Below are 25,269 nucleotides of genomic sequence, written 5' to 3' on the forward strand. Positions count from 1 at the left end.
ATTTTCATGATTCGTCACGAAAATGAAAACGCTTGTTGACAAAATGGAAGCGTATACATATAATAAAAGTACAGTATGGTTTCTCTCCACTCCTATCCAATAACTGCAGCGTTCATCATGAACGCAAACCACTCCCTTGAGTGGTTTTTTTTTGTCTAATTTAGGGCTGCTCTGACGCCGGGCACACTCGAGACCCTCAAGCCATCATGACGTGAATGATCAGCTCTGCCGCTTTCTGCTGCAGGGCTGTTTTGTTTGAGGAGCTTCAAACATAGGTTATATAAGAGTAACAAACATAGGCGCAAGGCCTTTTTCACCCTGATTCGTTTTATTAGGAAAATGAAGGTTTAAGGACTAATGTCGAAACAAGCAGGATTTTGCCCGTAGGAATCGAATTGTTAATCTACTCAACTTAAATCTGTATTTATTGAGATGACGACCGCAACTTTTTGTTTTCGGGCCGGTACAATGATACATAGGGTCCGGGAATAATCTGCAGGTGGAGGAGGTTCGCCTGTCATGACTGATTCCCAGTTAATAAGAGAGATTAAGGATGGCAATGTCGAGCTGTACTCCGAACTGATGCGGCGTTATCAGCGCAAGATATTGGCATTCATCTTTCATATGCTGAAAAGCGCGAAACTGGAATTGCTGGCTGAGGATTTATGTTCAGAGACGTTCTATAAAGCATACCGCAGCCTCCACTCCTTCCGGGAGATGGATGCTTCTTTCTCTACGTGGCTGTATACGATTGCGCGCAATACCGTACTGAGTGAGCTTAGAAAAGGCAAGGCGAATAATGTATCGCTCGATGACGCAGGTTTCGAACCCATCGCATCGCATGAGGCCGCTCCCGAGCAGCAGCTTCTGCGCAATGAAAGAATGGCTATGGTTCGCGAGGCAATCAACAATTTGCCGGAGAAGCAACGGTCCGCGCTTATTCTTAGGGAATATGACCAGCTGGACTACCAAGAGATTGCGAATATTCTTGGGCAGTCGGTCAGTTCCGTCAAATCATTGCTGTTCCGGGCAAGAGCAAGCGTGAAGACGCAGCTTGAGCCTTATTATGGAACAATGCCGTCGGCGGAGTCTTTCGAGAGGATGAATTCATGATGAAATGCGAGGACGTGCAGCTCAGGTTTTCCGACTACTGGGATATGTCCGAGGACGATCAGGAGAGAATAGAACTGGAGGCCCACTTGCTCGATTGCGAGCAATGCTCCGCACATTACGGCTTCTGGGAAGAGAGCGAGGATCTCCTACGCATATGCGCAGAGGAAAGCGCGGAGATCGGCCCTTCCGAGCATGTGAACCGTGCCGTGATGGAGCGCATCTACCTGGATGAATCCTGGTACTTGCCAGTTCCAAGCAAAAGCTATCACTTCTCAAAATCATTCCGGCGAAATACGGCCATTCTAATCGCGGGCTGCATGGCGATGTTCGCTTGCGCGTTTTTTGTATTTGTGTTCGATTACAAGAATGCGCCCACCGAGGCGCAGAAGATGACGGGACTGATTGAAGCGGCTAACGCTTCGACCAACAACGCGTTTATGACGGCAGGCTTCTATGCAGAAGTGCCCGTATCCAGCATAAGCGACCCGGTCGTTCTGACCGTGGTGCCTACGTTCCCGCAATATTATGTAGCGCTATCGCTGCTTGGGCTTGTTATGGCATTACTGATATTAAATTGGCTGTCCAGAACGCGACACTGACGTTCGGCTAAGGACCGGCAGACATCGAAAGGGGTAATCGGATTGCTAATCGGTTTGGTCCGGCACGGGAAGACGGATTGGAATGCAAAAGGGATTATACAAGGGCAGACGGATATCTCGCTTAACGAAGAAGGCATTGCGCAAGCGGGTGCGCTGGCGTCTCGGCTAAGCAAGGAAGAGCGCATATGGGACGCGGTCATCTCAAGCGATCTGCAAAGGGCAAGAAGAACGGCAGCCATTATCGCGGAACGGCTGAATATTCCTGTATTGGAGCCGGATACCCGGCTGCGTGAGCGTTATTTTGGAGAAATCGAAGGGACGACGGAGCAAGAGCGTCTGGAGCGCTGGGGCGCAGACTGGCGTGAGCTAAGCCTTGGCATGGAATCCGATACAGCGGTGCGAGCCAGAGGCACAGAAGCGATCTCGGACCTGATGAAGAGAGAGGAAGGCCATAGCGTTCTCGTCGTCTCGCACGGCAGCTTCATCGCTCAGATGTTAAAGGAGCTATGTGCGGATCTGGAGGATTCCCGCCTTGGCAACTTGTCGTACTCTATTCTGGAACGGCAGGAAGACGCATGGCAGCCTCTGCTTCATAACTGTACCCGGCATTTGGAAGAGATCAAAGTCTAGCCTTACATTTTTAGATCAACATTAAAGCAAGCTTTCCGATTATTTTCGGAGAGCTTTTTTGTGTTTCAGTCCCATACTTTTACAGCCCTCCCCATCTCTTGGGTATGAAATGAGCGAAATATCCAATAATGGTACTAAAACCTTAGCTATAGAAGCCGCAGCCTGCGAGGGAGCGGTACGCTGGAGAAAGGGGAGAGCCATGAATCTATCGGACATGCTGAGTTATGCCGATATCGGACAGCTTAGCAAGATTGCGGGCGCTTACCGGTGCGAATGCAATGGGAACTCCAAGAACGAGCTGATCCAGTCCATTCTGTCGCAAGTGAATCGGCATGACGTATTCGAGAATCAAATTAGCTCTATGAAGCTGGAGGATCTCCGTTTCCTCAATTCTCTGCTATTCGAGTCCAGGCAGTCTTACAGTCTGGAAGACCTGGTCGCGAGAGTTCAACAAAGCCGTTTCGGCGAGGAGAAGAAGGAAGCGGCAGACGAACCGGTCAAAAAACCGAAAAAAAGCAAGAAGAAAGCCGCTTTGCCGCCTAGTCCCAGAGAAATTATTGTCCAGTTCAAGCATCAAGGCTGGCTCTTTAACGGATTCAGCGGTCCGGGAAGGTACCTGTTTCAAATTCCGAGCGATCTGAAGACCCGATTCCGCGAGACGCTTAGACGAAGATTCGCCGAGCAGCTGCAATACACGGATGAACCGCATATGTACAGGGATGAACAAGGGTTGATTCAAGAAGATATCAAGCAATTGCTTCATTATGTATATCACAATGAAGTGCAGCTCATCACGGACGGTTCTATGTATAAGCGATCCCTTCAGCAAATGCTGGACCGGATGGGTGTGCGGGAGGAGCTGCCGAGCAAGGGCGCATGGCGTTTTGGATACGGGCGCCACTTCAATCATTACCCCGACCGGTTCTCCCTACTCTATGATTACTGCTGCAGCGCCAAATATATCAGTGAACAACCAGATGGATGGCTCGTTGTGGAGGATGCGGGGAAAGAGCGGCTGGAGAAGCCGGCTGAAGCAGATGAGCAAGAGCTGGTGTATCGTTATTGGCTGAAGCTGTACAAGGGCCCCGTGGCCAATCTGCTGTCGCTGGTGCATTGGATTCATGCGCTTGCGCCCGATTGGGTGAGCGTGGCGTCGCTTCGGGAAGTGCTGGTCCCTTTCATCAAGACCTATTACTACGACGATGCCAACGCCATCCTGGAAGCCAGGGTTCTTAAAATGATGGTGCATCTCGGTCTGCTGCGCATAGGGGAGCATCCGGAGCACGGAACGGTCGTGCGCATGACGAAAGCGGGGAATGCGGTTATTGATCGCATGGCAAGAGGGAAAGACTCAGCCGGACTTGCCTTGCATTGACTTTCAGAAGCAGCCTTGGTAGAATCTCCCCAATTCAAGGATGACAAGGGAGATGAGAATGGATGTTGTTGCCGTATAACAAAGTAATCCCCGCTGTTCACGATAGCTGCTATATCGCTGAAGGAGCCAAACTGATCGGCGATGTGTCGATTGGCGAGAAAAGCACGATATGGTTCAATGCCGTATTGCGCGGTGATCTGGCCCCGATCCGGATCGGCCATAGCTGCAATATACAGGACGGAGTAGTCGGTCATGTCAACACCGATCAACCGCTTATATTGGCGGACGAAGTGTCGGTCGGCCATAGTGCGATTATTCACGGCTGCACGATAGGCAGAGGTACATTAATCGGAATGGGGGCAATCGTACTTAACGGCGCAGACGTTGGTGAATATGCTTTAATAGGAGCCGGTTCGATTGTGACAGAGAACAAGAAAATACCATCCTATACGCTTTCTATCGGAACGCCCGCCAGAGTCGTAAGAGAGTTGACAGAGGATGATTTGTTGCGCATGAGAAGGACGATGGAGAGCTACGTGACGAAAGGAATCGAATATAGGATCTCTTAAGCGCCGGTTTGGAGGTGTATCCTATGGACAAAATGAAAGAAACGTATGAGGCGATGCTCGGATTGGTCGCTGAGCTTGTACTGGACGAAGCTGTATTGAAATTTCAGACCGAGAAGCTGAATCACGCAATAGACACGGCGCTCGCGTCCGGCGACGAGGATACGTTCTATCGACTCGTCAAGCAACTCAATGAGCTGAAGCATTAATGATAAGAAGCTTCCATGTGCGGCCGGCTTATGCCTGCTAGCGCACGGAGGCTTTCTTTTGTAGAATGGAAGGGGAAGAGCATAGACAACGGGGAAATGAGGAGAGCGGATGAAATTCAGCGATATAACGGAAGAACAATGGGACGAGCTTAAGCCGTACCTGGATACATGCCTGCTTCCCGTCACGGGGCTTGGCGGCGGGGAGTCGCCCTATGAAGCGACTGCCCGGCTCGAACGGCTGCGGGATATGATGGATCTGGTAGAGATTCCGTTCAAGGGCAGGGTTGTGACTTATCCGGCATGCCATTACATAACGGAGAGCGAATCGTTCCAGTCGATGCTGGGCGAATGGTGCAGCCGGCTGAAGCAATCGGGGTTTAACTATGTGATTGTCATGACAGCGTTTTCCGCGCCAGCACTGACGATTGAAGCTGCGGATCTGATCCTGCAGCCGGGACCGGACGGACAGCTTCTGTCCCATAGCGAGGTGTCGTCACAAATTAGAGAGCTCTGGAGCGCCATTTCTCCTTAAATATGGATATCCTTCGTATAATTAGATCGAATTATGGGGAAAACAAATGCCAGAGCAGGTCAAATGTGACAAAATGATAACAAATTATTGAACGGTATTTCCAGAATGACGCAAATATCGGGCCATATTCTTGACGCTCCCAAACACCTAGGCTATTATAAGTTATGTCCTAGTTCGTCATGTGTTTTTGCCGTGCGGCAAGACGCGAGATATGGTTGGCAAAGGGGGTTAGAACAGAAGATGAGTAATCATGAACAACACGAGACGGCGCATCGTCCGGTTCAGCGCAAAGAAATGTCCCGGCGTCAATTTTTGTCATATACGCTTGGCGGCACAACGGCCTTCATGATGGGCGGCGCGGTATTGCCGATGGTTCGGTTTGCGGTTGATCCGCTTCTTGCGAAGAAGGGCGAAGGCAATCTGGTGAAGGTCGTCGAAGAGAGCAAAGTCACCGCGGAACCGCAAGAATTCAAGTTCAAGATTCATCAGATTGACGGTTGGTATGAGAGCGAGCCTGAACTCGTAGCTTGGATTTCGAGAGGCGAAGACGGCAAGATATTTGCACTGTCTCCGGTCTGCAAGCATTTGGGATGCACGATTTTCTGGAATACGAAGGGTCATAACGAATATGACTGTCCGTGCCATGACGCAAGATATTCCAAGGACGGCAAGAACTTGGCAGTAGCCAACTCGCCGCTCGACGAATATGAAGTCGTCGTAGAGAACGGGATCGTCTATTTGGGACCACTCGTTCCGAACACAAGAAGCTAAGGAGGGCGTACTGCAGATGTTTAAAAATGTATACAACTGGATCGATGAACGTCTTGACATTACGCCGCTTTGGAGAGATGTAGCAGACCATGAAGTGCCCGAGCACGTTAACCCGGCGCATCATTTCTCTGCATTTGTCTACTGCTTCGGTGGCTTGACGTTTTTTATCACGGTTATCCAGATTTTGTCGGGGATGTTCTTGACCCTGTACTACGTGCCGGATATTATTAACGCTTACGCGAGCGTTGACTATCTGCAGCATCAGGTCGCATTCGGCCAGATCGTTCGCGGCATGCACCATTTCGGTGCGAGCTTGGTAATCGTAATGATGTTCCTACATACTCTTCGCGTATTTTTCACCGGCTCCTACAAGGCTCCGCGTGAGATGAACTGGGTAGTCGGAATGCTGATTTTCTTCATCATGCTTGGCCTTGGATTTACAGGATACCTGCTTCCATGGGACAACAAAGCTTACTACGCAACTAAAGTAGGTGTAGAAATCGCGGCTTCCGTTCCTGTTATCGGATCCTACATCGCTGACTTCCTGTATGGCGGCGATATCGTAGGCGCGCAGACGCTGACTCGCTTCTTCGCGATTCACGTATTCTTCCTGCCAGGCGCATTGATTGCCATGCTGGCGGCGCACTTCCTGATGATTCGGAAACAAGGCATTTCGGGACCACTTTAAGCGAAGGGAGGGCTTACACATGGCTCACGGTCATAAATCGAACGAGAAGGTCGTCTATGTGGGCGACTCGCGCGTCAAGAAAGCGGGCGGGTTCCAGACACCGCCAGACTATACGTCATTTCCGGGTAAATCGGAAGCCTTCATCCCCAACTTCCTTCTGAAGGAATGGATGGTTGGTTGCGTTGTCTTGGTCGGTTTCCTGGTATGGGTTATCGCGGAGCCTGCACCACTGGGCTATCCGGCTGACCCGACGAATGCATCGTTTATTCCGATGCCAGACTGGTACTTCTTGTTCCTGTATCAATTTTTGAAATATCCATATGTATCGCAGGAGTACATCCTGCTTGGCACACTCGGCATCCCCGGCATTCTGTTCGGCGGCTTGCTGCTTGCCCCATTCCTGGATACGGGTAAGGAGCGCCGCTTCTACCGCCGTCCAATCGCTTCGTCGCTTATGCTTCTTACGCTGGCGGCTTGCGTATACTTGACGGTTGTATCTTGGGACCACTACCAGCACATGCTGGAGAAGAATGGACAGACTCCTGAGCATCATGTTCGCGAGGAAGAAGCGAGACTTGCTCATGAGCGAGGCTTGCCTCGTCCTAATCCGCTGAAGAAAGCGCCTGTTGCAGCAATCATTGAGCCAGAAGATCCGGTAATGTCTATCGTTGAGTCCCAATGTATGGGCTGTCATGCGAATGACTTATCCGGTGCTAACGGACCAGCATTGCTTGGCGTAGGTAATCACCTGTCGAAGGAAGAGATTGTGGAGACGATTACAAACGGCCGTAACAACGGCGCAATGCCTTCATACGAAGGCACACTTTCTTCGGATGAGATCGATCAGCTGGCGGTATGGCTGACCAAGCAAAAGCAAGAGTAGTTGAACCATTGATGAAAACCTGATCGAATTATTCGGTCAGGTTTTTTTTGGAAAGGAACAAGAATATGAATCTGAGTCTGTTCTGGAGCCGAAGCTTCCTGCTGAACCGCAATGTGCTTTGGCTCTTGTTTATCGTTAATTTGGTCGGTACGATCTACGGTTATATCTGGTATGAGAATCAGCTCATTTGGACCATCGAGAACAAACCGGCATGGATGCTTCCTTTTGTACCGGATTCGCCGACTTCGAGCTTGTTTTTCACCCTGTCGCTTCTGTTTTTGATGTTTCCTCCACAGAGATCATCCAGAATCGGAGATATCGTACGTGTTGTGATCGAGGCACTGGCTGTCGTCTGCTCGGTCAAATACGGCATATGGGCGGTTGCAATGATTATTGGCGGCGCCGCGCAAGGCGATGTGCTGAATTGGCAGCATTATATGCTGATCGCATCGCATCTGGGTATGGCCGCGGAGGCGCTGTTATATTTCAGATTCATGAAAGCAAGAACCGGCGCGCTTGTGGTAGGCCTGGGATGGCTGCTGCTGAACGATACCATCGATTATACGTATGGCATTAATCCGTGGCTTCCGGCAGAGCTGGAGGACGATCTGAATGCCGTACGCATCTTCACGTTCACTTTGTCGATTGCGAGCTTTCTAGCTGCATGGCTTGTATTGCGTTTCCGAAAAAAAGAATAAAGATGGACATCCCCTCATAGATTGGTCTATGGGGGGATGTCTATGAAATCGCGTATTATCATTCCGTTCATCGCATGTCTATGTATGGCGATGGGCACGGCTGGAGTGGTATGGGGCGGCGCGAGTCCTGAAGGAAGCTATGCATTCCTGTTCTCGTCAGGTCCGTACCATCAGCTTGAGCGAATGGACGAGACAGCGACAGCTTTATATACGGCGGCTTATACGAATAATCGGCAAGCCGCATTCGCTGAGTTGCAAAGGTTGAATAAGTTGCTGGACAATGAGATGCTGCGCAGCTACGGCAGTGCTGATGGATGGTTGGCGATGGAGCATGATGCAGCCGCTGTCGGGCGGGCACTCTCAAGCGGTGTGAAGGATTCCCTATGGCTTGAGCATACCGTCAGGCTGCGCATGGGCGCTGATGCGCTAATGAACGGCAGAGCAGCTCTATGGCATCAATACAAAACGCTGCTTACCGATGATATCAACATGTTGAAGCAAGCGTGGAAGAGACAAGCCGGGGACCCCGTAGCCGCTGCACGGGCTACCCTGCAAGGATTAAACGAGCATGCGGCTAGAATCGAGACAGCGGCGATGTTCGCAGGTGATTCGATCCGTATGAGAGAATTGATGGAGCGCATCGCTTATGCGGGGAGATTGCTCGAAGGCAAGCAATCTACGGTGTCGAAGACGGAGGTCGATCAATCGCTCGAAGCGATCCGGCTGGCGATCAACCATATATTTGTAGAGGACAAGCAGGCGGCAGCCGTGCCGGTCATAGCGCCGCCAGGGATCGGCCAGCCGCTGAAGTGGGCGCTGCTGCTTGGTACCATCATTTCAGGCGTACTGACATGGACAGGCTGGCGCAAATATAAGGCAAGACCGTATGGTGTGAAGAAGCTGTAAATCGGACAAGCGTGTAGCATTGCCGCAGTTATTCTTCTTTAAAGCCTTCACCCAGTACGTCGTGAACGTCGTTAATCACAATGAACGCTTGGGGATCGATATTGCGAATGATGGTTTTGAGGCGGCGGTTTTCCGCCCTTCCCACGACGCAATAGACGATCTCTCTTTCTTGTCCGGAGAAGGCTCCCTTGGCCGGCATGAGGGTTACGCCTCGTTCCAGCTCATGGGTGATCGTTGTTGCCATCTGCTGGCCCCGGTCGGTAATAATGGAGAAAGCCTTGGCGGCATAAGCCCCTTCTTGCAGGAAATCGATCATTTTCGAGGCGATAAAAACAACAACCAGCGTGTACAGGACCTTCTCCAGTGAGATATAGAGAATGGAGATGCCTATGATAATGGCATCAAAGGCTAATATCACCTGTCCCATGCTGAGGCTGCGCCAGCGGGTCAGTATGCGAGCGATGATATCAATGCCGCCAGTCGTACCGCCAAAGCGAAAGACAATGCCAAGACCTGTACCTAGCGTAACCCCTGCGTATAATGCCGCAAGCATGTAATCCTTTGAGCTGTGGAAGGGGACAAGCCATCCGGATTGGATGAAGTATTCCATAAGCGCAAGAAATAAAGACAACGATACGGTGCCAATAACGGTATAGAGCATCTGAAATTTGCCTAGCGCCTTCCAGCCAAGCAGAAACAAAGGGATATTAAGCAGCAGAGTTGTGACCGACAGCTTCCAACCTGCGGCATAATTCAGCAATACGGCGATGCCGGTTAACCCGCCTTCCATGAGCTGATTTGGAATGACGAAATAGTGCAGGCCAAAAGCGTAAATGGCTGTTCCGACCAGTATGGGCAGGATGAGGCGCAGCTGATTCCATATTCTTTTCAAGAATACGCCTTCTTTCTATAGTTTGCTTTATCTGTAGTATGGCGAATTGACGCATTCGAAAAACATTGATTTTGAACGGACCTATACGGTAACATAGTAACGTGCACCTCTATAGGAAAGGAAGCCGCGAAGATGTCAGAGAAGTCATTGTCTCAAGTACAGCGCGAGGTGGACGAGTACATCTCGCAGTTCAAGGAAGGCTATTTCAGCCCGCTTGCCCTCATGGCAAGAATGACCGAAGAGGTCGGCGAGCTGGCGCGTGAGATCAATCATTATTATGGAGAGAAGCCAAAGAGGGCGGATGAGGCGGAAAATACCGTCGAGATGGAGCTTGGGGATATTTTGTTCCTCTTATCCTGCTTCGCAAATTCGCTGGGCATCGATCTGACAGAGGCTCACGATAAGGTCATGCACAAGTTCAATACGCGTGACGCGAATCGCTGGACGAAGAAAAGCGACGAACTGTAAGCAAGCCCCGTACATATGCTGTACCAAACCCCCTGTACAAGGAGGATGGGCAGATGGATGGGGAGACCTGCATCAGGAAGGCGTATGAATATATTTTTCACAGCGATTTTGAAGAGGCGATCTATTGGTTTGAGCAAGCGATAGCTGCCGAACCGGATAACGCCGGATATTATCATAAATGCGCCGTATCCTGCGCGCGCAGCGGCAAGTGGCCGAAAGCGAAAGTCTATGCCGATGTAGCCGAGAAGCTGGAGCCGGATAATGAGGAATACCGTTATCACTCGCAAGTGATACAGTCTCGTCTTCTGCTGGCTGAAGCCAATGGACTGATAGCCGGAGAGAAGCCGGATATGAAGGAAGCCGCCGAGCTGTTAAGGCATGCGGTAATGCTGGACCCGCTAAGCTTCGATGCGTATTATACGCTTGCGTTGGTATGCATGACAGATGGAAGCTTGGATGAAGCCATCGAGTTCGCGAGGGAAGCGCTGAGACTTGATCCTAACCACTCGGCGGCACGCAGATTATTCGCGGATATTAGCCGCAAACGGAGAATGGAACGCATTCGTTCCACAATGAGAAGACGATAAGGAAAAGGTGATAGGGATGACGGTAGAACGGATTAGAGTTGCGGTTACTGGCGCTGGGGGAAGAATGGGCAGAGAGGTCGTTAAGATGGTACTGGAGGATGAGGCGCTGCAGCTAGTGGCTGCCGTAGATCCGTCCTCCGGGCCGGTTGACGCAGGCCTATTCGCAGGCCATTCCCATACAGGCGTGACCGTAAGCGCAACATTGGACGAAGCGTTGAGCGGGACAAAGGCCGACGTGCTTGTCGACTTTACAGTGCCGCAAGCCGCTTACGGCAATACGAAGACCGCGATTGAGTACGGGGTCCGTCCTGTTATCGGGACAACGGGCTTTACGCCGGAGCAAATCGAAGAGCTGGACGAGCTGTGCAAAGAAAAAGGAATCGGCGGCTTGATCGCGCCAAACTTCTCGATCGGCGCTATTCTGATGATGAAATTTGCTGCTGAGGCTTCCAAATATTTGCCGCATGTTGAAATTATCGAATATCATGGCGACCAAAAGCTGGATGCGCCTTCGGGCACTTCCATCAAAACGGCTGAGCTGATCTCGCAAGTCCGCCAGGAGCTGCGTCAAGGCAATCCGAAGGAAGAAGAGACGATCGAAGGTGCGCGCGGCGGATATTACAATGGTTTTCGTATACATAGCGTCAGACTTCCGGGCGTATTTGCGCAGCAGGAGGTTATCTTCGGAGGATATGGCCAAACGCTTAAAATTCGTCATGATTCCTATGACCGCGCCGGCTATATGCCAGGTGTGAATGTAGCCGTGAAGAAGGTCATGACATACAGCGGCTTGATTTATGGATTCGAACATATTATGGACTAGCCGACAAGGCGCCATTCGACATCGGGAGAGGGGATTCGCATGCTGAACATTGCTTTTATCGCGCATGACCGCAAGAAGGACGAGATCGTAAATTTCGTCATCGCCTATGAACATGTGTTCAAGCCCCACAAGCTCTTTTCTACCGGCACAACCGGTACGCGCATTATGGAGCAGACAGAATTGTCCATCCATCGCTTTATGTCCGGTCCGCTCGGCGGAGACCAGCAGATCGGCGCGTTAGTAGCCGAGAATGAGATGGATCTGATTATCTTCCTCCGTGATCCATTGATGGCGCAGCCGCATGAGCCGGATATTATTGCTTTGCTTCGCCTATGCGACGTGCAAGGGATTCCGGTTGCGACGAACATCGCAACGGCGGAAGTGCTGGTCAAGGCTGTAGAGCGCGGCGACTTTGCATGGCGTGAGCTGGTGCACAAATATAAGCCGGGAGCGACCGAATAATGGACAAGCTGGATATCCTCGTATTCGGAGCTCACGCGGATGACGCGGAGATCGGAATGGGCGGAACGATCGCCAAACATACGGCGGCGGGACAGCGGGTAGGCATTTGCGATTTGACCGAAGCGGAGATGTCCTCAAACGGCACCGTGGAGCTGAGGCGGCAAGAAGCCGCAACAGCCTCTGCGGTGCTTGGTTTATCTGCACGGACGAATCTGGGGCTGCCTGATCGCGGCTTGCAGGGGGGCCGGGAGCAAATCGATGTGATCGTTGCCGAGATTAGACGCTGGCAGCCGCGCATTGTATTTGCGCCATATTGGGTAGACCGCCATCCCGATCATATCGCTTGCAGCAAGCTGATTGAAGAAGCTGTGTTCAACGCCAAGCTGCGCAATTATATGCCGCATCTGCCGCCTGTTCAGGTGGAGCAGCTTATTTATTATTATATTAATGACGTCGAAGCCGTTTCATTGATCGTGGATGTCACATCGACTTATGATGCGAAGCTGGAAGCGCTGCGTGCATACCGGTCTCAATTCGATCGCACGCACAGCGCGGATTCGGTAGCCACACCGCTGACAAGCGGTTATGTGGAGCGGGTCGAGGCTAGGGACTCCTTGCTTGGTCAAAGCAAGGGCTGGAACTATGCTGAAGGCTTCGCGATCAAGCGCCCGTTCGGCGTCACAATATTTTGACAAAATGTACAGCCTATAGGGAATAGATATAGATATACCACATGAGTGGGGAGGTGCATCACGAATGGCTAAGAAGCTGAAAATCGGCATTACATGTTATCCGACGCTGGGAGGATCTGGCGTCGTTGCTACGGAACTAGGGAAGCTGCTTGCCGAACGTGGGCACGAAATTCATTTTATTACACATAGCATACCGTTTCGGTTAGGCAAGTTTCATAAAAATATTTTTTTCCATGAAGTTGAAGTAAACGATTATTACGTATTCCGCTATCCTCCTTACGATCTGTCGCTTGCCAGCAAGATGGCTCAAGTAGCCAAGATGCAGCAGCTTGATCTGCTTCATGTGCATTATGCGGTACCGCATGCCGTATGCGCATATCTCGCCAAGCAGATGATCGGCAATGGTCTCAAAACCGTTACGACGCTTCATGGCACGGATATCACCGTCCTTGCCCAAGATGAATCGTTAAAGGATCTGATACGTCTAGCCATTCACCAAAGTGATGCGGTAACGGCTGTATCCAACGATCTGATTCAAGAAACGAGAAATCTGCTTGATATTCTGACGCCAATCGATCTTACCTACAACTTTGTTGATAAGCGCGTGTATTATCCGCGCGAGGCAGCTTCGCTTCGTTCCGATTTTGCTGCACCGGACGAGAAGATTCTAATGCATATTTCGAACTTCCGCCCTGTGAAACGTGTGAGTGATGTTGTGGAGATTTTCGAGCGGGTGTCGAAGCGGATACCGGCCAAACTTCTCTTGGTAGGCGAGGGACCGGAACTGACTAAAATTCAATGCAAAATTAAAAATATGGGGCTTGAGGACCGCGTCCATTTTCTTGGCAAGCAAGAAGACGTCGCCCAGGTCATCTCGATGGCGGACGTGCTTTTGCTGCCATCCGAGAAAGAAAGCTTCGGATTGGTGGCGCTTGAAGCGATGGCTTGCGGCGTGCCGACCATTGGTTCAAATGCAGGAGGTATTCCGGAGCTGGTTACGCACGGCGAGACGGGTTTCTTGTCGGATATAGGCAATGTAGAGGAGATGGCGGAGGGCGCCATCAAGCTGCTGACGGACGATACGCTTCATGCGAAGTTCAAGGAAGCTTGCTTGAAGCGCGCCAGACATGACTTCTGCAATGATTCGATTACAGAGCAATACGAATCCATCTACTACCGCGTGCTTGGCATTGACGCCGAGCTGCCGGTATCTGTCTGTGAATAACAACTGTTACGATTAAGGCCCTTGCAGAGAACGGAAGGAGGGGCGGCTTTGAAGCTAATGCTCACGTCCGAGATGAGGGCGGCAATTCCCTTAATTGAAAGGCTGGAGAAGGAAGGCCATGAGGCTGTATTCGTAGGCGGAGCCGTGCGAGATGCAGTGCTGGGCCTCTCCGTACATGATATCGATATTGCCACTTCGGCATTGCCGGAGCAGGTTATGGCCTTATTTCCGAAGTGCATACCGACGGGGCTTCAACATGGTACGGTTACCGTCGTGCAAGAAGGCGTTACATACGAGGTTACGACTTACCGGACAGAGTCGGAATACGAGCAGTTCCGCAAGCCGTCATCCGTTGTTTACGTGCTGCAGTTGGATGAAGATCTGCTGCGCCGGGATTTCACGATGAACGCAATGGCGATCAGGCAAAGCGGGAACGTGTACGATCCCTATGACGGGTTGAGCGACTTGCGCGAGCTTCGACTCCGGTGCGTCGGGAAGGCGAGTGAGCGCCTCCAAGAGGATGCCTTGCGCATGCTAAGAGCGATTCGCTTTCTCGGTACGTACGGACTACGGCCGGTTCCGTCGCTTTGGCGGGGGTTGAAGGCGTACAAGCCGTTGCTGCGCCATATTGCGATGGAGCGCGTGCATGCGGAGCTGGATAAAATGCTGTCCGGCGATGCCCCGGATAGAGCGCTGGCATGGCTGGGTGCGAGCGGTCTATGGGCAGACTTTAAGGAACCGGTACCGCCGGAACTATTGGCGCGTATGCAAGAATCAACGAAATTGGGCAGTTATGAAATGGCGGCACTAGGCTTGCTTGAACATACAGACGAACGCTGGTCAGCTATCTTATTATCGTTGCAATCCGCTGAAAAGGATGCGCAAGACTTGTTGATGAGCCTTAGATTTCCTAATAAAAGAATGGCTCTGATTATGAGCATCCTGCAGTTGCATACTGAGATGGCTGCGCGTCTAAACACGGATGATGAATCGGGCATTCGCGCCGCATGGCTGGCAAGCGTCATTCGCTTTGGAGAAAAAGCAGCCATGCATTGGCTGCATGTCGTACAAGCCTTGAAGCCGCGAGCAGGTCAAGTATCGGAGGCAATAGCGAATCGCTTATTTGCGACGCTGGAAGAGATGCCTGTCAAATCGCTCAAGCAGCTGGCGATAGGCGGCAACGAACTGCAGCAAGCTTTGTCCCGCAAGGCTGGACCCTGGATGAAGGAAATGCTGAATCGGCTGCTGATTGCGGTTGCTTCCGGAGATGTCGCCAATGAGAAGGACAAGCTGATTGAGCGGTCAAAATTATGGAATGAAGAGGGTACATAGGATGAGCCATGATCATTTGCTGGAATTGCTGAAGCGTCATCCGGATCAATTCGTATCCGGGGCTATGATGAGCCAGGAGCTCAAGGTGAGCCGCACGGCGGTCTGGAAGCAGATTCGCAAGCTCGAAGCAGCCGGCTACGAGATTGAAGCGTCGACCAAGCTGGGTTACCGGCTGGTGTATTCTCCCGATGAGCTCAGCAAAGAGATGTTAGCGGGTATGCGCACCGCAGCGAGATTCGGCCAAGTTGTCCATTACTACGAACAAGTGAAATCCACTCAGGATTCGGCAAGGGAGCTTGCGGAGTCAGGGGCGCCGGAAGGCACGCTTGTGCTGGCGGAGGAACAGACAGGCGGGCGCGGGAGAATGGGCCGCGGCTGGGTATCCCCTCAAGGCAAAGGCATATGGATGAGCATGGTGATGCAGCCTCATGTTCCGATTCATTGCGCCCCGCAGCTCACGCTGCTTACAGCAGTGGCGCTATGCAGAAGCTTGAGGCGGATGACCGGACTGCCCATTGGCATCAAGTGGCCCAACGATTTGTTAATTCGGGGGAAAAAAATTAGCGGCATCCTGCTCGAATCCGCAGCAGAGGATGAGCGTCTCAAATATATCGTCGCTGGCGTCGGCATAAGCGTTAATCTATCGGAGGGGGATTACCCCGAAGAGCTGTTAGCCAAGGCAACGTCGCTTCGCATCGAAGCCGGTCAGCCGTTTAACCGCAGTGAGATTGTCACGCAGTTTTTGCAGGAGTGGGAGACGCTATACGATCTCTTCTTGCAGGAAGGCTTTTCGGCTATTGCGGCGCTATGGGAGTCGTTGTCGGTCTCCATCGGACAGAAGGTGCGTCTCATAACGCCGCAAGGGGAGCTGGAGGGTACTCCGGTGGGATTAGAGGAGAGCGGTGCGATTCGTATTGAACGCGCCGACGGCTCGCTGGTTGCGATCTTCTCAGCTGAGATGGGCGAGCCGCTGAGCCGCTCTTAATCGTTAGACAAGACAGAGGAGTATACCCGTTTACGAAGTTTATCATTTTTGGTACACTACAGGTATCAGGCGGTATTCCAAGGAAGCTGCACTGGTAAACCTCGCAGATTGAACCGTGTCAATGATTGGTGTTGCACACTCTGCTCTGAGCCGTAGGGACCGAGACAGAAGGAAGCACAACAAGCAACCGTTTCCTTTTTATGTTCGGAACCTTTTTAGCAGTCGGCTAAAAGGTTTTTTTGTGTTTAAAATAGCACATAGGTGCGTGTTCAGGATGCTGAAGCTGTCGCTTGGTTCAGTGGACATTCAGTCTCCCTGTTCGACAACGAAAAGGAGATGAAAGCGATGAGGAAACGACTGACGATCCACAGCCTGCTGAAGATGAAGCAGGAGCGCAATGCGATTTCCGTGCTGACGGCTTATGACTATCCGTCGGCGAAGCTTGCTGAGGAAGCGGGAATTGATGTCATATTGGTAGGAGATTCGCTCGGCAATGTCGTATTAGGCTACGAGACGACCATACCTGTGACAGTTGATGATATTGTGTATCATACAAGATCGGTTGCAAGAGCTGCTGCTCATACATTTATTGTAGCGGATATGCCGTTCTTGTCCTATGGAGCCAGCCGTGAGGCTACCTTGCTTAACGCTGCGAGGATCATGCAGCAAGGCGGAGCGCAGGCTCTGAAGCTTGAAGGAGGCGCGGAAATCGCGTCCGATGTGGAAGCGCTGGTCCAAGCCGGCATTCCTGTCATGGGGCATCTGGGGCTGACACCGCAATCCGTGCATCAGCTTGGCGGCTATAAGGTGCAAGGGAAGACCGAGAAGGATGCTCAGAAGCTGATGGAGGATGCGCTTGCGCTGGAGAAGGCTGGAGCGTTCAGCATCGTGCTGGAGCTGGTTACAGAGCCGGTAGCGGAAGCGATCAGCAAAGCGCTGACGATCCCGACAATCGGCATAGGCGCAGGCAGGGCGTGCGACGGACAGGTTCTCGTCTACCACGATATCTTGCAATACTCTTCCCCATATTTTGAGAAAAAATTTGTGAAAACATATGCTGATATTGGCACGACCATCCGGGGTGCGATCGAATCGTTTGTCGGCGAGGTGAAGACGCATCAGTTCCCTGCAGAGGAGCATGTGTTCCAGCCGGGTTCCTCTTCGCCTGCGGCTCTGTATGGCGGTGGAGCTGCCGAAGCCGGTGAGCAGCAGAGCGCATCTGGGAAGAGTCAGCGAAAGGAAGTACCGCTCACATGATTATAGCCCGCACGATTGTCGACTTGAAAGAGCACTTATACGCATTATCCGAAGGCGGGAGACGATCGATCGGTTATGTACCCACGATGGGTTATTTGCATGAAGGACATGCAAGCCTGATGCGGGAAGCGAAGTCGCATAATGATATTACCGTATTGAGCATCTTTGTGAATCCGACGCAATTCGGACCGAATGAGGATCTGGACCGCTATCCTCGTGATGAAGAACGCGACTTGAAGCTTGCGGATGAATGCGGGATCAATATTGTTTTTTTGCCAGCCGTCCAAGAGATGTATCCGAGGCCTTCCAAGACCAGCGTCATTGTCAGCGGATTGACTGATCGGCTCTGTGGCGCTTCGAGACCAGGCCATTTCGACGGAGTGGGCCTTGTGGTAAGCAAGCTGTTCCATCTGATTAAGCCTGATCGTGCATACTTCGGCATGAAGGATGCGCAGCAGGTCGCTGTCATTCAGCAAATGGTGGATGATCTGAATATCGATACCGTCATTGTGCCTTGTCCAACCGTTCGCGAACCCGACGGGCTTGCGCTAAGCTCGCGCAACGTATACCTTTCCGCCGAGCACCGGGCGCAGGCGGTTGTCCTGTCCCAATCCTTGGCGCAAGCTAAGACCTGGATTGAGGAGGAGGCTACGACGGCAGGATCGCTCCTGTCGCTTGTGAAGGATCGGATTGAGTCTGTACCGGACGCAGTCATCGACTATGTGGAGCTGCTCCAGTATCCTTCGCTGGATCCGCTGAATGAGCATGAACTTACTCACAAGCTGGAGTCGCCCGTTTTGCTGGCTATGGCGGTCAAATTCGGTACGACGCGCTTGATCGATAACAGCCTGTACCATCCGAGTGGAGGGGTTTAACGATGTTTAGAACAATGATGAAATCCAAGCTGCACCGTGCGACCGTAACGGAAGCAAACTTGAACTACGTTGGCAGCATCACCATTGACGAGGATTTGATGGATGCCGCGGATTTATATGAGAATGAAAAGGTTCAAATCGTCAACAACAACAATGGCGCCAGGTTCGAGACGTATGTCATTACAGGAGCAAGAGGGTCAGGCGTAATTTGCTTGAACGGCGCTGCGGCAAGACTGGTGCAGCCAGGCGACAAAGTAATTATAATTTCATACGGCATGATGACGAGCGAAGAGGCAAAGTCGCATAAGCCGGTTATTACCATATTGGACGACCAGAATAAACCACTCAAGGTGCTGACTGAGGAATTGCATGCCACCATTATTTAATCGCAGGATTACGCATCATACCTGCCTTATGTAACGACTGGCACGCCGTATGAAAAGAAGGCTGTAAACAAAGAATGACCGTATCACTCCTTATTCTAAGCGAAGGCGGGATGCGGCATGTTTCAGCATATGTTCACGTCGATGAACGAAATGCTTGACGAGATCACCAAGCAGTACCCACAAGCAAGCGAACAGGAGCGAATGGCGTACCTCAGACAAGTCGCCGAAATGAAAAAAATGAGCGACAGCTTTATCGAGCAATGGCTGGATTTCGAAGAGAAGGTGGCCGATTTTCAGGAGTGCATCGCATCAGATCAGCCTGTCACGGTCACTACGTCAGTTATGGACAATGACGCTGACCCGATCGGGCAGCAAGCGAAGACGAATTTGCCGGTGGAGGCATATCCTTGCAGTATGGCGGATCTTGCCATACCGGAAGAAGCTGAGGTACTGGTTAACAAAGGTCAAGGCTATTATAATTTATTTATGTTTTCTCACGCAGCCAGATTATTTCATGATGCGATATCCATTGCTCCCGAATGCAATTTGGCGAGGCTTTACCTGGGTATGAGCCAGATGCATATGCAGAATTGGCAGGAGGCTCAGCGGCAATTTCAATTATTAATTGTGCTTTCGGACTTTCCGAAGTGGCTGGCTTTAGGCTATAATGCCCTTGGATGCATTCATGCCGTTCACATGAATATTGCCCAAGCGGAGAAGCTGTTCCGCAAGGCGTATGAGGTGTATCCGAGCTTTACGGACTCATTAAACAATCTAAAGTCCTGTCAAGATACGCCGGGACAATTATCGTTATATTTCGGAAGCACGGAGCTGTGCTGTATGTGAGAGGATCGGGGAATCAATGAATTATGCTGTACTGGATTTGGAGACGACCGGACATAGCGCGGAAGACGATATTCTGCAAGTTGGACTTGTCATTGTCTCCGATGAGCTCGACATCGTCAAAACCTATAGCTCGTTTGTTAAGCCGAGAATTCCCATTCCAGCTTTTATTACGGGATTGACTGGCATTACAGAAGATATGGTCAAGGATGCGCCAGAGCTGAACGAGGTGCTGCTGCAGCTTATTCCGCTGTTGGATGACGCCGTACTGGTCGCGCATAATGTCGGCTTTGACGCCGGCTTCTTGAACCATGCGCTTGACCGGTGCGGGTACATGCCCTTCACGGGCAGAAGATTGGATACAATTGAGCTGCTGCGCATTTTCTATCCAAGTATTACAACGTATCAGCTTGGCGCTGTCGCCGAGCAATTCGGCATTGATAATCATCAGCATCATCAAGCCGACAGCGATGCGATGGCGACTGCCCGTATCTTTATTGAGACGGTCAACAAATTGCGTTCTATGCCGCTGCTTACCATGCAGCGGCTCTCTGCGTTAATCGACGAAAGCAAGGATCTGCACTGGTTCTTGAAATGGAATGAAAAGCGGATTGAGCAGGAAACCGTATTCGATATGGGCGATTATGACTTCTACCGTCAATTCGCGCTTAAGGCCAAAGAATGGAGCGAGGAAAAGCCGCCAAGAGAAGACGATCCTTCAGGTGAAGAAGCTCTGGACGGCATGTCGTTCGAGGATTATCTGGCGGAGGTGAAATCCAGATTCCAGAACAAATTCGAGCGGTATGAAGATCGGGAATCTCAGGTTATCATGTTCCGCGAGGTATATGAAGCGCTTACGCAAGACAAACATCTGCTTATTGAAGCGGGGACAGGTACAGGCAAATCGCTAGGCTATCTCATACCTGCTTTGTATTACAGTTTGCAAAGCAAAAGCAAAATCGTAGTCAGCACCCATACGATCAACCTACAGGAGCAGCTGCGCCAGCGGGATCTGCCGTTGCTCTCCGAAGTGCTTCCGTTTCCGTTCAAAGCTTCCATATTCAAGGGCAGGGGCAACTATTTGTGCTTGCGGAAATTTGAAGGGAAACTGAACGCTCAGGATATGGTCGCTCCGATCGAAGATCCCATTACGGCTGCCCAAATGGTGGTTTGGCTCGGGGAGACGGAGACAGGCGATCAGGAAGAACTGAATTTCGGCAGCAGAGGCGCTGATTTCTGGTCAACGGTAGCCAGCGATGCTGACTCGTGCCTGAACCGGGCTTGCCCGTGGTTCAAGCGATGCTATTACCATCGAGCGAAGCAGGAGTCCAATTTGGCTGATGTGTGCATTACGAACCATTCGATGCTGTTCACCGATGTGCAAGCCGACCATCGTCTGCTTCCAACCTACAACCATCTAATAATTGATGAAGCGCATCATGTCGAGGAAGTAGCCGGCAAGCATTTGGGTATGAATGTGCATTATTTCACGCTTGTACAAGCGATGGTAAGGCTATACCGGGACAATCGTTCCGGATTGCTTCCGACGTTGCGGCTTCGGCTTCAGCAGGAAGGCGATGACCATGTACCTGCCTGGACGGAGACGATTGATACGATGATTCCGGTTTTTCAGGAAATTAAGGAGCATTGGGATAAGCTGTTCGAAATGTTTTATGCATTCGCTTCAACGGCGACAGACAGCGTAAGCGACAATGGCGCGTTGGTGAAGCGGCTTAGTTCCGGCAAGCTGCCATCCGGCTGGGAAGAAGTGCTGGCTGTAGAAAATAACGTCCATGTCGAACTATCGCGAGTAATTAAGACAGCTGAAAAGATGATGAACGATATTAAGGACCGTGCAGATGATTTGTCCATACAGGCATCGTTGACGGATCTGAACGGTGCGCTTCGAGACCTTGCACGAGTCAAAGACGAGCTACGCCTCATATCGAAGCTGGAGGATGCCCAGTATGTGTACTGGCTGGAGGCGAGTACGGCTTACCGCCATCGCTCTCTGCAGCTCTACGCTGCGCCTGTCGATGTCAGCAGTCAATTGCAGAAATATTTTTTTGACGCGAAGGACAGCATTGTCATGACCTCTGCCACCTTGACGGTACAAAAGAACTTCCATTACGCAGAAGAGCAGCTGGGATTGGAAGGCTATGAGAAGCAAGGCAAGCTGAAAACGGTACAGCTTCCATCCCCGTTCAATTACCGGGAGCAAGCGCTGGTCGTTATACCGCGGGATTTTCCTGTACTCAAGGGAGCTTCGGTAGACGATGCTTACCTCGATAAGCTGATTGGCTCGCTCGCTGACGCCGCAGTGGAAACCAAAGGAAGAATGCTTGTTCTATTCACATCCTACAAGATGCTGAAGCAAGTATATGATCCACTGAAGCTGAAGCTGGATGAAGCGGGCATTCAACTGCTTGGCCAAGGGATTGACAGCAGCAACCGGACAAAGCTGACCCGCAGATTTTTGCAGCAGCCGGAATCGGTCTTGCTTGGCACCAGCAGCTTCTGGGAAGGGGTAGACATTCCCGGCGAGGGACTTGTCTGCCTGGCCATTGTCCGTCTGCCGTTCCAGCCGCCTAATCATCCGCTGGTAGAAGCCAAGTCCGAGCTGCTTCAACGGCAGAAGCAAAATCCGTTCATGAAGCTCTCGATTCCGCAAGCGGTTATCCGGTTCAAGCAAGGCTTCGGACGGTTAGTCCGTACTGCCCATGACAAAGGAATTGTCATCATCTATGATACGAGAGTGATCGACACTTATTATGGCAAGCACTTTCTGTACTCTTTGCCGGGACCTAAGATTGAGACGATGCATACGAATCAGATGGTTCCCCGCATGCAGCAATGGCTTACCCAATCGGCAACTGGAGACTGAACATTAGCTTTAGCCCATACAACGCTCATTAATAAGGAGTTGGTTCCCATGAAGTCCGCAAAAATATCGGAGGCGGTCGTCAGACGTCTTCCGATTTATCTGCAAGTGCTTAATGAGCTGCATATTCGGGAGATCCAAACGGTGTCCTCGCAGGAGCTGGGGGTCAAGCTTGACCTTAATCCAGCTCAAATTCGTAAGGATTTGGCCTATTTCGGCGAATTCGGACGCAAGGGCATCGGATACGATGTCATGTATCTGATTGAGAAGATCAGACAAATTTTAAAGCTTAATCAAACGATTAAAGTTGCGCTGGTTGGAGCGGGCAACCTTGGGCATGCCTTGTGCAATTACAACAAGTACTCCAAGGACAATATGCAAATTACTGCCGTATTTGATGTTCATCCCGAGAAGATCGGGTCCAGTATTAACAATTTGGTCGTAGAGCCAATGAGCGAGCTGGAGCGTGTCGTAGCCGAACAAAACATACGAATCGGCATCATAACCGTACCCGCTCATGAAGCGCAGAATGTTGCCAATCAATTTATTGCGGCAGGTGTGGAGGGCATCTTGAATTTTGCCCCTGCCATTCTTCGGGTGCCGGATGATGTGCGTATTCATAATGCCGATTTCACTAGGGAATTATTGAGCCTTGCTTATTATTTGAATCATGAAGGAGACGTAAGCGATGACACAGCTATGGATTGAGAATGGCTTGTTCGTTACGATGGATGATGCTGCGAAAACGGTTAAAGGACATATGGTGGTAACGGACGGTGTAATTACATACATTGGCGCTGAGCCGCCCACAGACCTGTCGCCCGAAGCTGAGAAGCTGGATGGCAGCAGGCTGGCGTTCATGCCTGGATTAGTCAATACGCACGGACATGCGGCTATGACGCTGCTAAGGGGCTACTCAGACGATCAGAAGCTGCAAGTGTGGCTGGAGCAGAAGATGTGGCCCATGGAGGCCAAATACGTCGATGCTGACACGAGAGCGGGAAGCGCGCTTGCGATAGTAGAGATGCTGCGTACGGGCACAACCGCATTCGTCGATATGTATGACCGTATGGATCAGGTTGCGGCAATGGTTGAGCAGGCCGGCATCCGCGGCATCTTGACACGGGGTGTAATCGGCCTCTGCTCAGATGAAGAGCAGAAGGCAAAGCTGAAAGATGCCATTACATTCGCGAAAGAATGGAACGGCAAAGCAAATGGCAGAATCTCGACTATGCTGTCGCCGCATGCGCCTTATACTTGCCCTCCCGCTTATATTGAGAAATTTGTGGAGGCTGCTCACGAGCTTGATCTGCCGCTTCACACTCATATGTCCGAGACAATTGCGGAAGTAGAGCAGAATGTCCGTGAATATGGCGCTCGTCCGGTAGAGCATCTGGATCGTTTGGGATTTTTCTCGCGTCCTTCGCTCGTCGCGCACGCGGTTCATCTGACCGACGAGGAAATCGCCTTGCTGGCAGTTAGAGGCGTGTCCGTCTCGCATAATCCTGTGAGCAACTTGAAGCTGGCTTCTGGCATTGCACGGGTTCCGGAACTGATGAAAGCAGGCGTAAAGGTATCCCTCGGCACGGATAGTGTCGCAAGTAACAATAATCTGGATTTGTTCGAGGAAATTCGTTTTTCCGCCCTGCTGCACAAGGGAATATCCGGCGATCCGACAGCAATCCCAGCCTGGGAGGCGCTTAAGCTGGGTACGACGTACGGAGCGCATGCTATCTGGCAGGGAGATTCTGTCGGCCAGCTGAAAGCCGGCTACAAGGCCGACTTCATTGCTATCGATTTGGATCAGCCGCATTTCTATCCGCTTACGGATATCGTCTCGCACCTTGTGTACGCCGGAACGGGCTGTGATGTCAAGCATGTGTGGGTGGATGGCCGTCAGGTTGTGCGCAACGGCGCCTGTACTTTTATGGATGAGGAAAAGATCAGATACGAGGCAGCCGCAAGCTTCGAGCGGCTACTGAACGGCTAATGAGAGCGGTCGAAAGGAAAAAGCCGCCGTTTATGACGCCGAAACGATGGCTGTTGGCTGTACTTGCCTGTTTGATTGCGCTAGGGGTATGGTTCGGTTTTTATTTCCGTGATGTACAAATGCCTAAATGGTCAGAGGAAAGCAGCATGCGTGAAGCCGTTATGGCTACAGGAGAAATGGACGTAATTGATAAGCTGTACAAGCATGTGTGGGAAGCGACGACATGGGTCGCCCGCGGCTCGGCGGAAGCGGAGTCGGAGTCAGAGCTATACGTCTTTCTGAACGAAGAGAGTGCTCTGCTGCATCGGATTGCGGCTGATCAAGTCTTGCCGGAAGAGCAGCTTAGAATAAGATGGCTGAATGAGCATGCCGGCTCAACCATCATTCGTGTAAGCCCTGGCTTATTCCGGGAGCAGCCGGTGTGGGAAGTGTATTATAAGGAGCCGGAAGGCGACAAGGAACGCTTCAAATACCAATTTTACAGTTTTGATCAACAGGCGACGCTGATTGAAACCTATACATTGCCAACAAAAACGGGACCGTAATGGTCCCGTTTCCTGTTTTTACAGCAAGCATCATGTATATAATTATGATATACTAA

29 protein-coding genes are annotated in these 25,269 nt (G+C 51.2%); 28 read left to right on the plus strand and 1 reads right to left on the minus strand.

Annotated elements, in window-relative coordinates:
* The first annotated feature begins 519 nt into the window (after positions 1 to 519).
* The 12 genes from D3P07_RS07500 (at position 520) to D3P07_RS07555 (ending at position 8,970) form a co-directional block, all read left to right on the plus strand.
* On the plus strand, positions 520 to 1,113 hold the full coding sequence (locus D3P07_RS07500) for an RNA polymerase sigma factor (protein WP_119799565.1): 594 nt from the start codon (positions 520 to 522) through the stop codon (positions 1,111 to 1,113).
* Complete coding sequence (locus D3P07_RS07505; RefSeq protein WP_119799566.1) at positions 1,110 to 1,712, plus strand: anti-sigma factor family protein; 603 nt, start codon at positions 1,110 to 1,112, stop codon at positions 1,710 to 1,712. The genes D3P07_RS07500 and D3P07_RS07505 overlap by 4 nt, the downstream gene beginning before the upstream one ends.
* Positions 1,713 to 1,754: 42 nt before the next feature.
* Positions 1,755 to 2,342, plus strand: a complete 588-nt coding sequence (locus tag D3P07_RS07510) for a histidine phosphatase family protein (protein WP_182914216.1) — start codon at positions 1,755 to 1,757, stop codon at positions 2,340 to 2,342.
* A 199-nt stretch (positions 2,343 to 2,541) separates the two neighbouring features.
* Positions 2,542 to 3,717 carry a hypothetical protein gene (locus D3P07_RS07515; protein ID WP_119799568.1) on the plus strand — a complete coding sequence of 392 codons (1,176 nt, stop codon included), beginning with the start codon at positions 2,542 to 2,544 and terminating at the stop codon, positions 3,715 to 3,717.
* A gap of 62 nt (positions 3,718 to 3,779) precedes the next feature.
* Positions 3,780 to 4,286, plus strand: coding sequence for a gamma carbonic anhydrase family protein (locus D3P07_RS07520; RefSeq protein WP_119799569.1), 507 nt, complete (start codon positions 3,780 to 3,782; stop codon positions 4,284 to 4,286).
* Between the two features lie 23 nt (positions 4,287 to 4,309).
* Positions 4,310 to 4,492, plus strand: a complete 183-nt coding sequence (locus D3P07_RS07525; protein WP_119799570.1) for an IDEAL domain-containing protein — start codon at positions 4,310 to 4,312, stop codon at positions 4,490 to 4,492.
* 109 nt (positions 4,493 to 4,601) lie between these two features.
* On the plus strand, positions 4,602 to 5,024 hold the full coding sequence (locus tag D3P07_RS07530) for a DUF2487 family protein (RefSeq protein ID WP_119799571.1): 423 nt from the start codon (positions 4,602 to 4,604) through the stop codon (positions 5,022 to 5,024).
* A gap of 240 nt (positions 5,025 to 5,264) precedes the next feature.
* Entirely contained in the window at positions 5,265 to 5,795 is a 531-nt protein-coding gene (locus tag D3P07_RS07535) for a Rieske 2Fe-2S domain-containing protein (protein WP_119799572.1), read from the plus strand.
* Positions 5,796 to 5,811: 16 nt separating this feature from the next.
* Positions 5,812 to 6,483: a menaquinol-cytochrome c reductase cytochrome b subunit gene (gene qcrB, locus D3P07_RS07540; RefSeq protein ID WP_119799573.1), complete on the plus strand. Its 672-nt coding sequence runs from the start codon at positions 5,812 to 5,814 to the stop codon at positions 6,481 to 6,483.
* A 19-nt stretch (positions 6,484 to 6,502) separates the two neighbouring features.
* A complete protein-coding gene (locus tag D3P07_RS07545; protein ID WP_119799574.1) occupies positions 6,503 to 7,366 on the plus strand; it encodes a menaquinol-cytochrome c reductase cytochrome b/c subunit in 864 nt (287 codons plus the stop codon).
* Positions 7,367 to 7,431: 65 nt separating this feature from the next.
* Complete coding sequence (locus D3P07_RS07550) at positions 7,432 to 8,064, plus strand: DUF1405 domain-containing protein (RefSeq protein WP_119799575.1); 633 nt, start codon at positions 7,432 to 7,434, stop codon at positions 8,062 to 8,064.
* A 42-nt stretch (positions 8,065 to 8,106) separates the two neighbouring features.
* Positions 8,107 to 8,970, plus strand: a complete 864-nt coding sequence (locus tag D3P07_RS07555; RefSeq protein ID WP_182914217.1) for a sporulation protein YpjB — start codon at positions 8,107 to 8,109, stop codon at positions 8,968 to 8,970.
* A 28-nt stretch (positions 8,971 to 8,998) separates the two neighbouring features.
* On the opposite strand, the gene D3P07_RS07560 is transcribed toward D3P07_RS07555, so the two are convergent.
* The gene (locus D3P07_RS07560) at positions 8,999 to 9,862 is read right to left on the minus strand and encodes a YitT family protein (protein WP_119799577.1); all 864 of its coding nucleotides are present in this window, start codon (positions 9,860 to 9,862) and stop codon (positions 8,999 to 9,001) included.
* Between the two features lie 132 nt (positions 9,863 to 9,994).
* On the opposite strand from D3P07_RS07560, the gene D3P07_RS07565 reads away from it, so the two are divergent.
* From D3P07_RS07565 to D3P07_RS07640, 16 genes are all read left to right on the plus strand, one after another.
* On the plus strand, positions 9,995 to 10,330 hold the full coding sequence (locus D3P07_RS07565; RefSeq protein ID WP_119799578.1) for a nucleotide pyrophosphohydrolase: 336 nt from the start codon (positions 9,995 to 9,997) through the stop codon (positions 10,328 to 10,330).
* Between the two features lie 53 nt (positions 10,331 to 10,383).
* Positions 10,384 to 10,917 (plus strand): tetratricopeptide repeat protein, encoded by a 534-nt coding sequence (locus D3P07_RS07570; protein WP_119800002.1) that lies wholly within the window; start codon positions 10,384 to 10,386, stop codon positions 10,915 to 10,917.
* Between the two features lie 16 nt (positions 10,918 to 10,933).
* Positions 10,934 to 11,740 carry a 4-hydroxy-tetrahydrodipicolinate reductase gene (gene dapB, locus D3P07_RS07575; protein WP_119799579.1) on the plus strand — a complete coding sequence of 269 codons (807 nt, stop codon included), beginning with the start codon at positions 10,934 to 10,936 and terminating at the stop codon, positions 11,738 to 11,740.
* Between the two features lie 39 nt (positions 11,741 to 11,779).
* The gene (gene mgsA, locus D3P07_RS07580) at positions 11,780 to 12,202 is read left to right on the plus strand and encodes a methylglyoxal synthase (RefSeq protein WP_119799580.1); all 423 of its coding nucleotides are present in this window, start codon (positions 11,780 to 11,782) and stop codon (positions 12,200 to 12,202) included.
* Complete coding sequence (bshB1, locus tag D3P07_RS07585) at positions 12,199 to 12,894, plus strand: bacillithiol biosynthesis deacetylase BshB1 (RefSeq protein ID WP_119799581.1); 696 nt, start codon at positions 12,199 to 12,201, stop codon at positions 12,892 to 12,894. Before mgsA ends, bshB1 begins: the two co-directional genes overlap by 4 nt.
* A gap of 64 nt (positions 12,895 to 12,958) precedes the next feature.
* Positions 12,959 to 14,119 (plus strand): N-acetyl-alpha-D-glucosaminyl L-malate synthase BshA, encoded by a 1,161-nt coding sequence (bshA, locus tag D3P07_RS07590; protein WP_119799582.1) that lies wholly within the window; start codon positions 12,959 to 12,961, stop codon positions 14,117 to 14,119.
* A 57-nt stretch (positions 14,120 to 14,176) separates the two neighbouring features.
* On the plus strand, positions 14,177 to 15,451 hold the full coding sequence (locus D3P07_RS07595; RefSeq protein WP_259391421.1) for a CCA tRNA nucleotidyltransferase: 1,275 nt from the start codon (positions 14,177 to 14,179) through the stop codon (positions 15,449 to 15,451).
* Position 15,452: 1 nt separating this feature from the next.
* Complete coding sequence (locus D3P07_RS07600) at positions 15,453 to 16,436, plus strand: biotin--[acetyl-CoA-carboxylase] ligase (protein WP_119799584.1); 984 nt, start codon at positions 15,453 to 15,455, stop codon at positions 16,434 to 16,436.
* Positions 16,437 to 16,781: 345 nt separating this feature from the next.
* On the plus strand, positions 16,782 to 17,693 hold the full coding sequence (gene panB / locus D3P07_RS07605) for a 3-methyl-2-oxobutanoate hydroxymethyltransferase (RefSeq protein WP_119799585.1): 912 nt from the start codon (positions 16,782 to 16,784) through the stop codon (positions 17,691 to 17,693).
* Positions 17,690 to 18,568, plus strand: a complete 879-nt coding sequence (panC, locus tag D3P07_RS07610) for a pantoate--beta-alanine ligase (protein ID WP_119799586.1) — start codon at positions 17,690 to 17,692, stop codon at positions 18,566 to 18,568. Before panB ends, panC begins: the two co-directional genes overlap by 4 nt.
* A 2-nt stretch (positions 18,569 to 18,570) precedes the next feature.
* Entirely contained in the window at positions 18,571 to 18,954 is a 384-nt protein-coding gene (gene panD, locus D3P07_RS07615) for an aspartate 1-decarboxylase (protein WP_119799587.1), read from the plus strand.
* A 117-nt stretch (positions 18,955 to 19,071) separates the two neighbouring features.
* The gene (locus D3P07_RS07620) at positions 19,072 to 19,800 is read left to right on the plus strand and encodes a tetratricopeptide repeat protein (protein ID WP_119799588.1); all 729 of its coding nucleotides are present in this window, start codon (positions 19,072 to 19,074) and stop codon (positions 19,798 to 19,800) included.
* Positions 19,801 to 19,816: 16 nt separating this feature from the next.
* Complete coding sequence (gene dinG / locus D3P07_RS07625; RefSeq protein WP_119799589.1) at positions 19,817 to 22,681, plus strand: ATP-dependent DNA helicase DinG; 2,865 nt, start codon at positions 19,817 to 19,819, stop codon at positions 22,679 to 22,681.
* Positions 22,682 to 22,729: 48 nt separating this feature from the next.
* Entirely contained in the window at positions 22,730 to 23,386 is a 657-nt protein-coding gene (locus D3P07_RS07630; RefSeq protein ID WP_119799590.1) for a redox-sensing transcriptional repressor Rex, read from the plus strand.
* The gene (locus tag D3P07_RS07635) at positions 23,367 to 24,668 is read left to right on the plus strand and encodes an amidohydrolase (protein WP_119799591.1); all 1,302 of its coding nucleotides are present in this window, start codon (positions 23,367 to 23,369) and stop codon (positions 24,666 to 24,668) included. The genes D3P07_RS07630 and D3P07_RS07635 overlap by 20 nt, the downstream gene beginning before the upstream one ends.
* 32 nt (positions 24,669 to 24,700) lie before the next feature.
* Positions 24,701 to 25,213 carry a hypothetical protein gene (locus D3P07_RS07640; RefSeq protein ID WP_147384495.1) on the plus strand — a complete coding sequence of 171 codons (513 nt, stop codon included), beginning with the start codon at positions 24,701 to 24,703 and terminating at the stop codon, positions 25,211 to 25,213.
* The last annotated feature ends 56 nt before the right edge of the window (positions 25,214 to 25,269 follow it).

This window comes from Paenibacillus sp. 1011MAR3C5 (assembly GCF_003591485.1).
GTDB lineage: Bacteria > Bacillota > Bacilli > Paenibacillales > Paenibacillaceae > Pristimantibacillus.

Excerpts from the sequence above, each read along its gene's own strand:
- D3P07_RS07500 (WP_119799565.1), top strand. The coding sequence starts at position 520 with ATGACTGATTCCCAGTTAATAAGAGAGATTAAGGATGGCAATGTCGAG.
- D3P07_RS07505 (WP_119799566.1), top strand. The coding sequence starts at position 1,110 with ATGATGAAATGCGAGGACGTGCAGCTCAGGTTTTCCGACTACTGGGAT.
- D3P07_RS07515 (WP_119799568.1), top strand. The coding sequence starts at position 2,542 with ATGAATCTATCGGACATGCTGAGTTATGCCGATATCGGACAGCTTAGC.
- D3P07_RS07520 (WP_119799569.1), top strand. The coding sequence starts at position 3,780 with ATGTTGTTGCCGTATAACAAAGTAATCCCCGCTGTTCACGATAGCTGC.
- D3P07_RS07525 (WP_119799570.1), top strand. The coding sequence starts at position 4,310 with ATGGACAAAATGAAAGAAACGTATGAGGCGATGCTCGGATTGGTCGCT.
- D3P07_RS07530 (WP_119799571.1), top strand. The coding sequence starts at position 4,602 with ATGAAATTCAGCGATATAACGGAAGAACAATGGGACGAGCTTAAGCCG.
- D3P07_RS07535 (WP_119799572.1), top strand. The coding sequence starts at position 5,265 with ATGAGTAATCATGAACAACACGAGACGGCGCATCGTCCGGTTCAGCGC.
- qcrB (WP_119799573.1), top strand. The coding sequence starts at position 5,812 with ATGTTTAAAAATGTATACAACTGGATCGATGAACGTCTTGACATTACG.
- D3P07_RS07545 (WP_119799574.1), top strand. The coding sequence starts at position 6,503 with ATGGCTCACGGTCATAAATCGAACGAGAAGGTCGTCTATGTGGGCGAC.
- D3P07_RS07550 (WP_119799575.1), top strand. The coding sequence starts at position 7,432 with ATGAATCTGAGTCTGTTCTGGAGCCGAAGCTTCCTGCTGAACCGCAAT.
- D3P07_RS07555 (WP_182914217.1), top strand. The coding sequence starts at position 8,107 with ATGAAATCGCGTATTATCATTCCGTTCATCGCATGTCTATGTATGGCG.
- D3P07_RS07565 (WP_119799578.1), top strand. The coding sequence starts at position 9,995 with ATGTCAGAGAAGTCATTGTCTCAAGTACAGCGCGAGGTGGACGAGTAC.
- D3P07_RS07570 (WP_119800002.1), top strand. The coding sequence starts at position 10,384 with ATGGATGGGGAGACCTGCATCAGGAAGGCGTATGAATATATTTTTCAC.
- dapB (WP_119799579.1), top strand. The coding sequence starts at position 10,934 with ATGACGGTAGAACGGATTAGAGTTGCGGTTACTGGCGCTGGGGGAAGA.
- mgsA (WP_119799580.1), top strand. The coding sequence starts at position 11,780 with ATGCTGAACATTGCTTTTATCGCGCATGACCGCAAGAAGGACGAGATC.
- bshA (WP_119799582.1), top strand. The coding sequence starts at position 12,959 with ATGGCTAAGAAGCTGAAAATCGGCATTACATGTTATCCGACGCTGGGA.
- D3P07_RS07595 (WP_259391421.1), top strand. The coding sequence starts at position 14,177 with ATGCTCACGTCCGAGATGAGGGCGGCAATTCCCTTAATTGAAAGGCTG.
- D3P07_RS07600 (WP_119799584.1), top strand. The coding sequence starts at position 15,453 with ATGAGCCATGATCATTTGCTGGAATTGCTGAAGCGTCATCCGGATCAA.
- panB (WP_119799585.1), top strand. The coding sequence starts at position 16,782 with ATGAGGAAACGACTGACGATCCACAGCCTGCTGAAGATGAAGCAGGAG.
- panC (WP_119799586.1), top strand. The coding sequence starts at position 17,690 with ATGATTATAGCCCGCACGATTGTCGACTTGAAAGAGCACTTATACGCA.
- panD (WP_119799587.1), top strand. The coding sequence starts at position 18,571 with ATGTTTAGAACAATGATGAAATCCAAGCTGCACCGTGCGACCGTAACG.
- D3P07_RS07620 (WP_119799588.1), top strand. The coding sequence starts at position 19,072 with ATGTTTCAGCATATGTTCACGTCGATGAACGAAATGCTTGACGAGATC.
- dinG (WP_119799589.1), top strand. The coding sequence starts at position 19,817 with ATGAATTATGCTGTACTGGATTTGGAGACGACCGGACATAGCGCGGAA.
- D3P07_RS07630 (WP_119799590.1), top strand. The coding sequence starts at position 22,730 with ATGAAGTCCGCAAAAATATCGGAGGCGGTCGTCAGACGTCTTCCGATT.
- D3P07_RS07635 (WP_119799591.1), top strand. The coding sequence starts at position 23,367 with ATGACACAGCTATGGATTGAGAATGGCTTGTTCGTTACGATGGATGAT.
- D3P07_RS07640 (WP_147384495.1), top strand. The coding sequence starts at position 24,701 with ATGACGCCGAAACGATGGCTGTTGGCTGTACTTGCCTGTTTGATTGCG.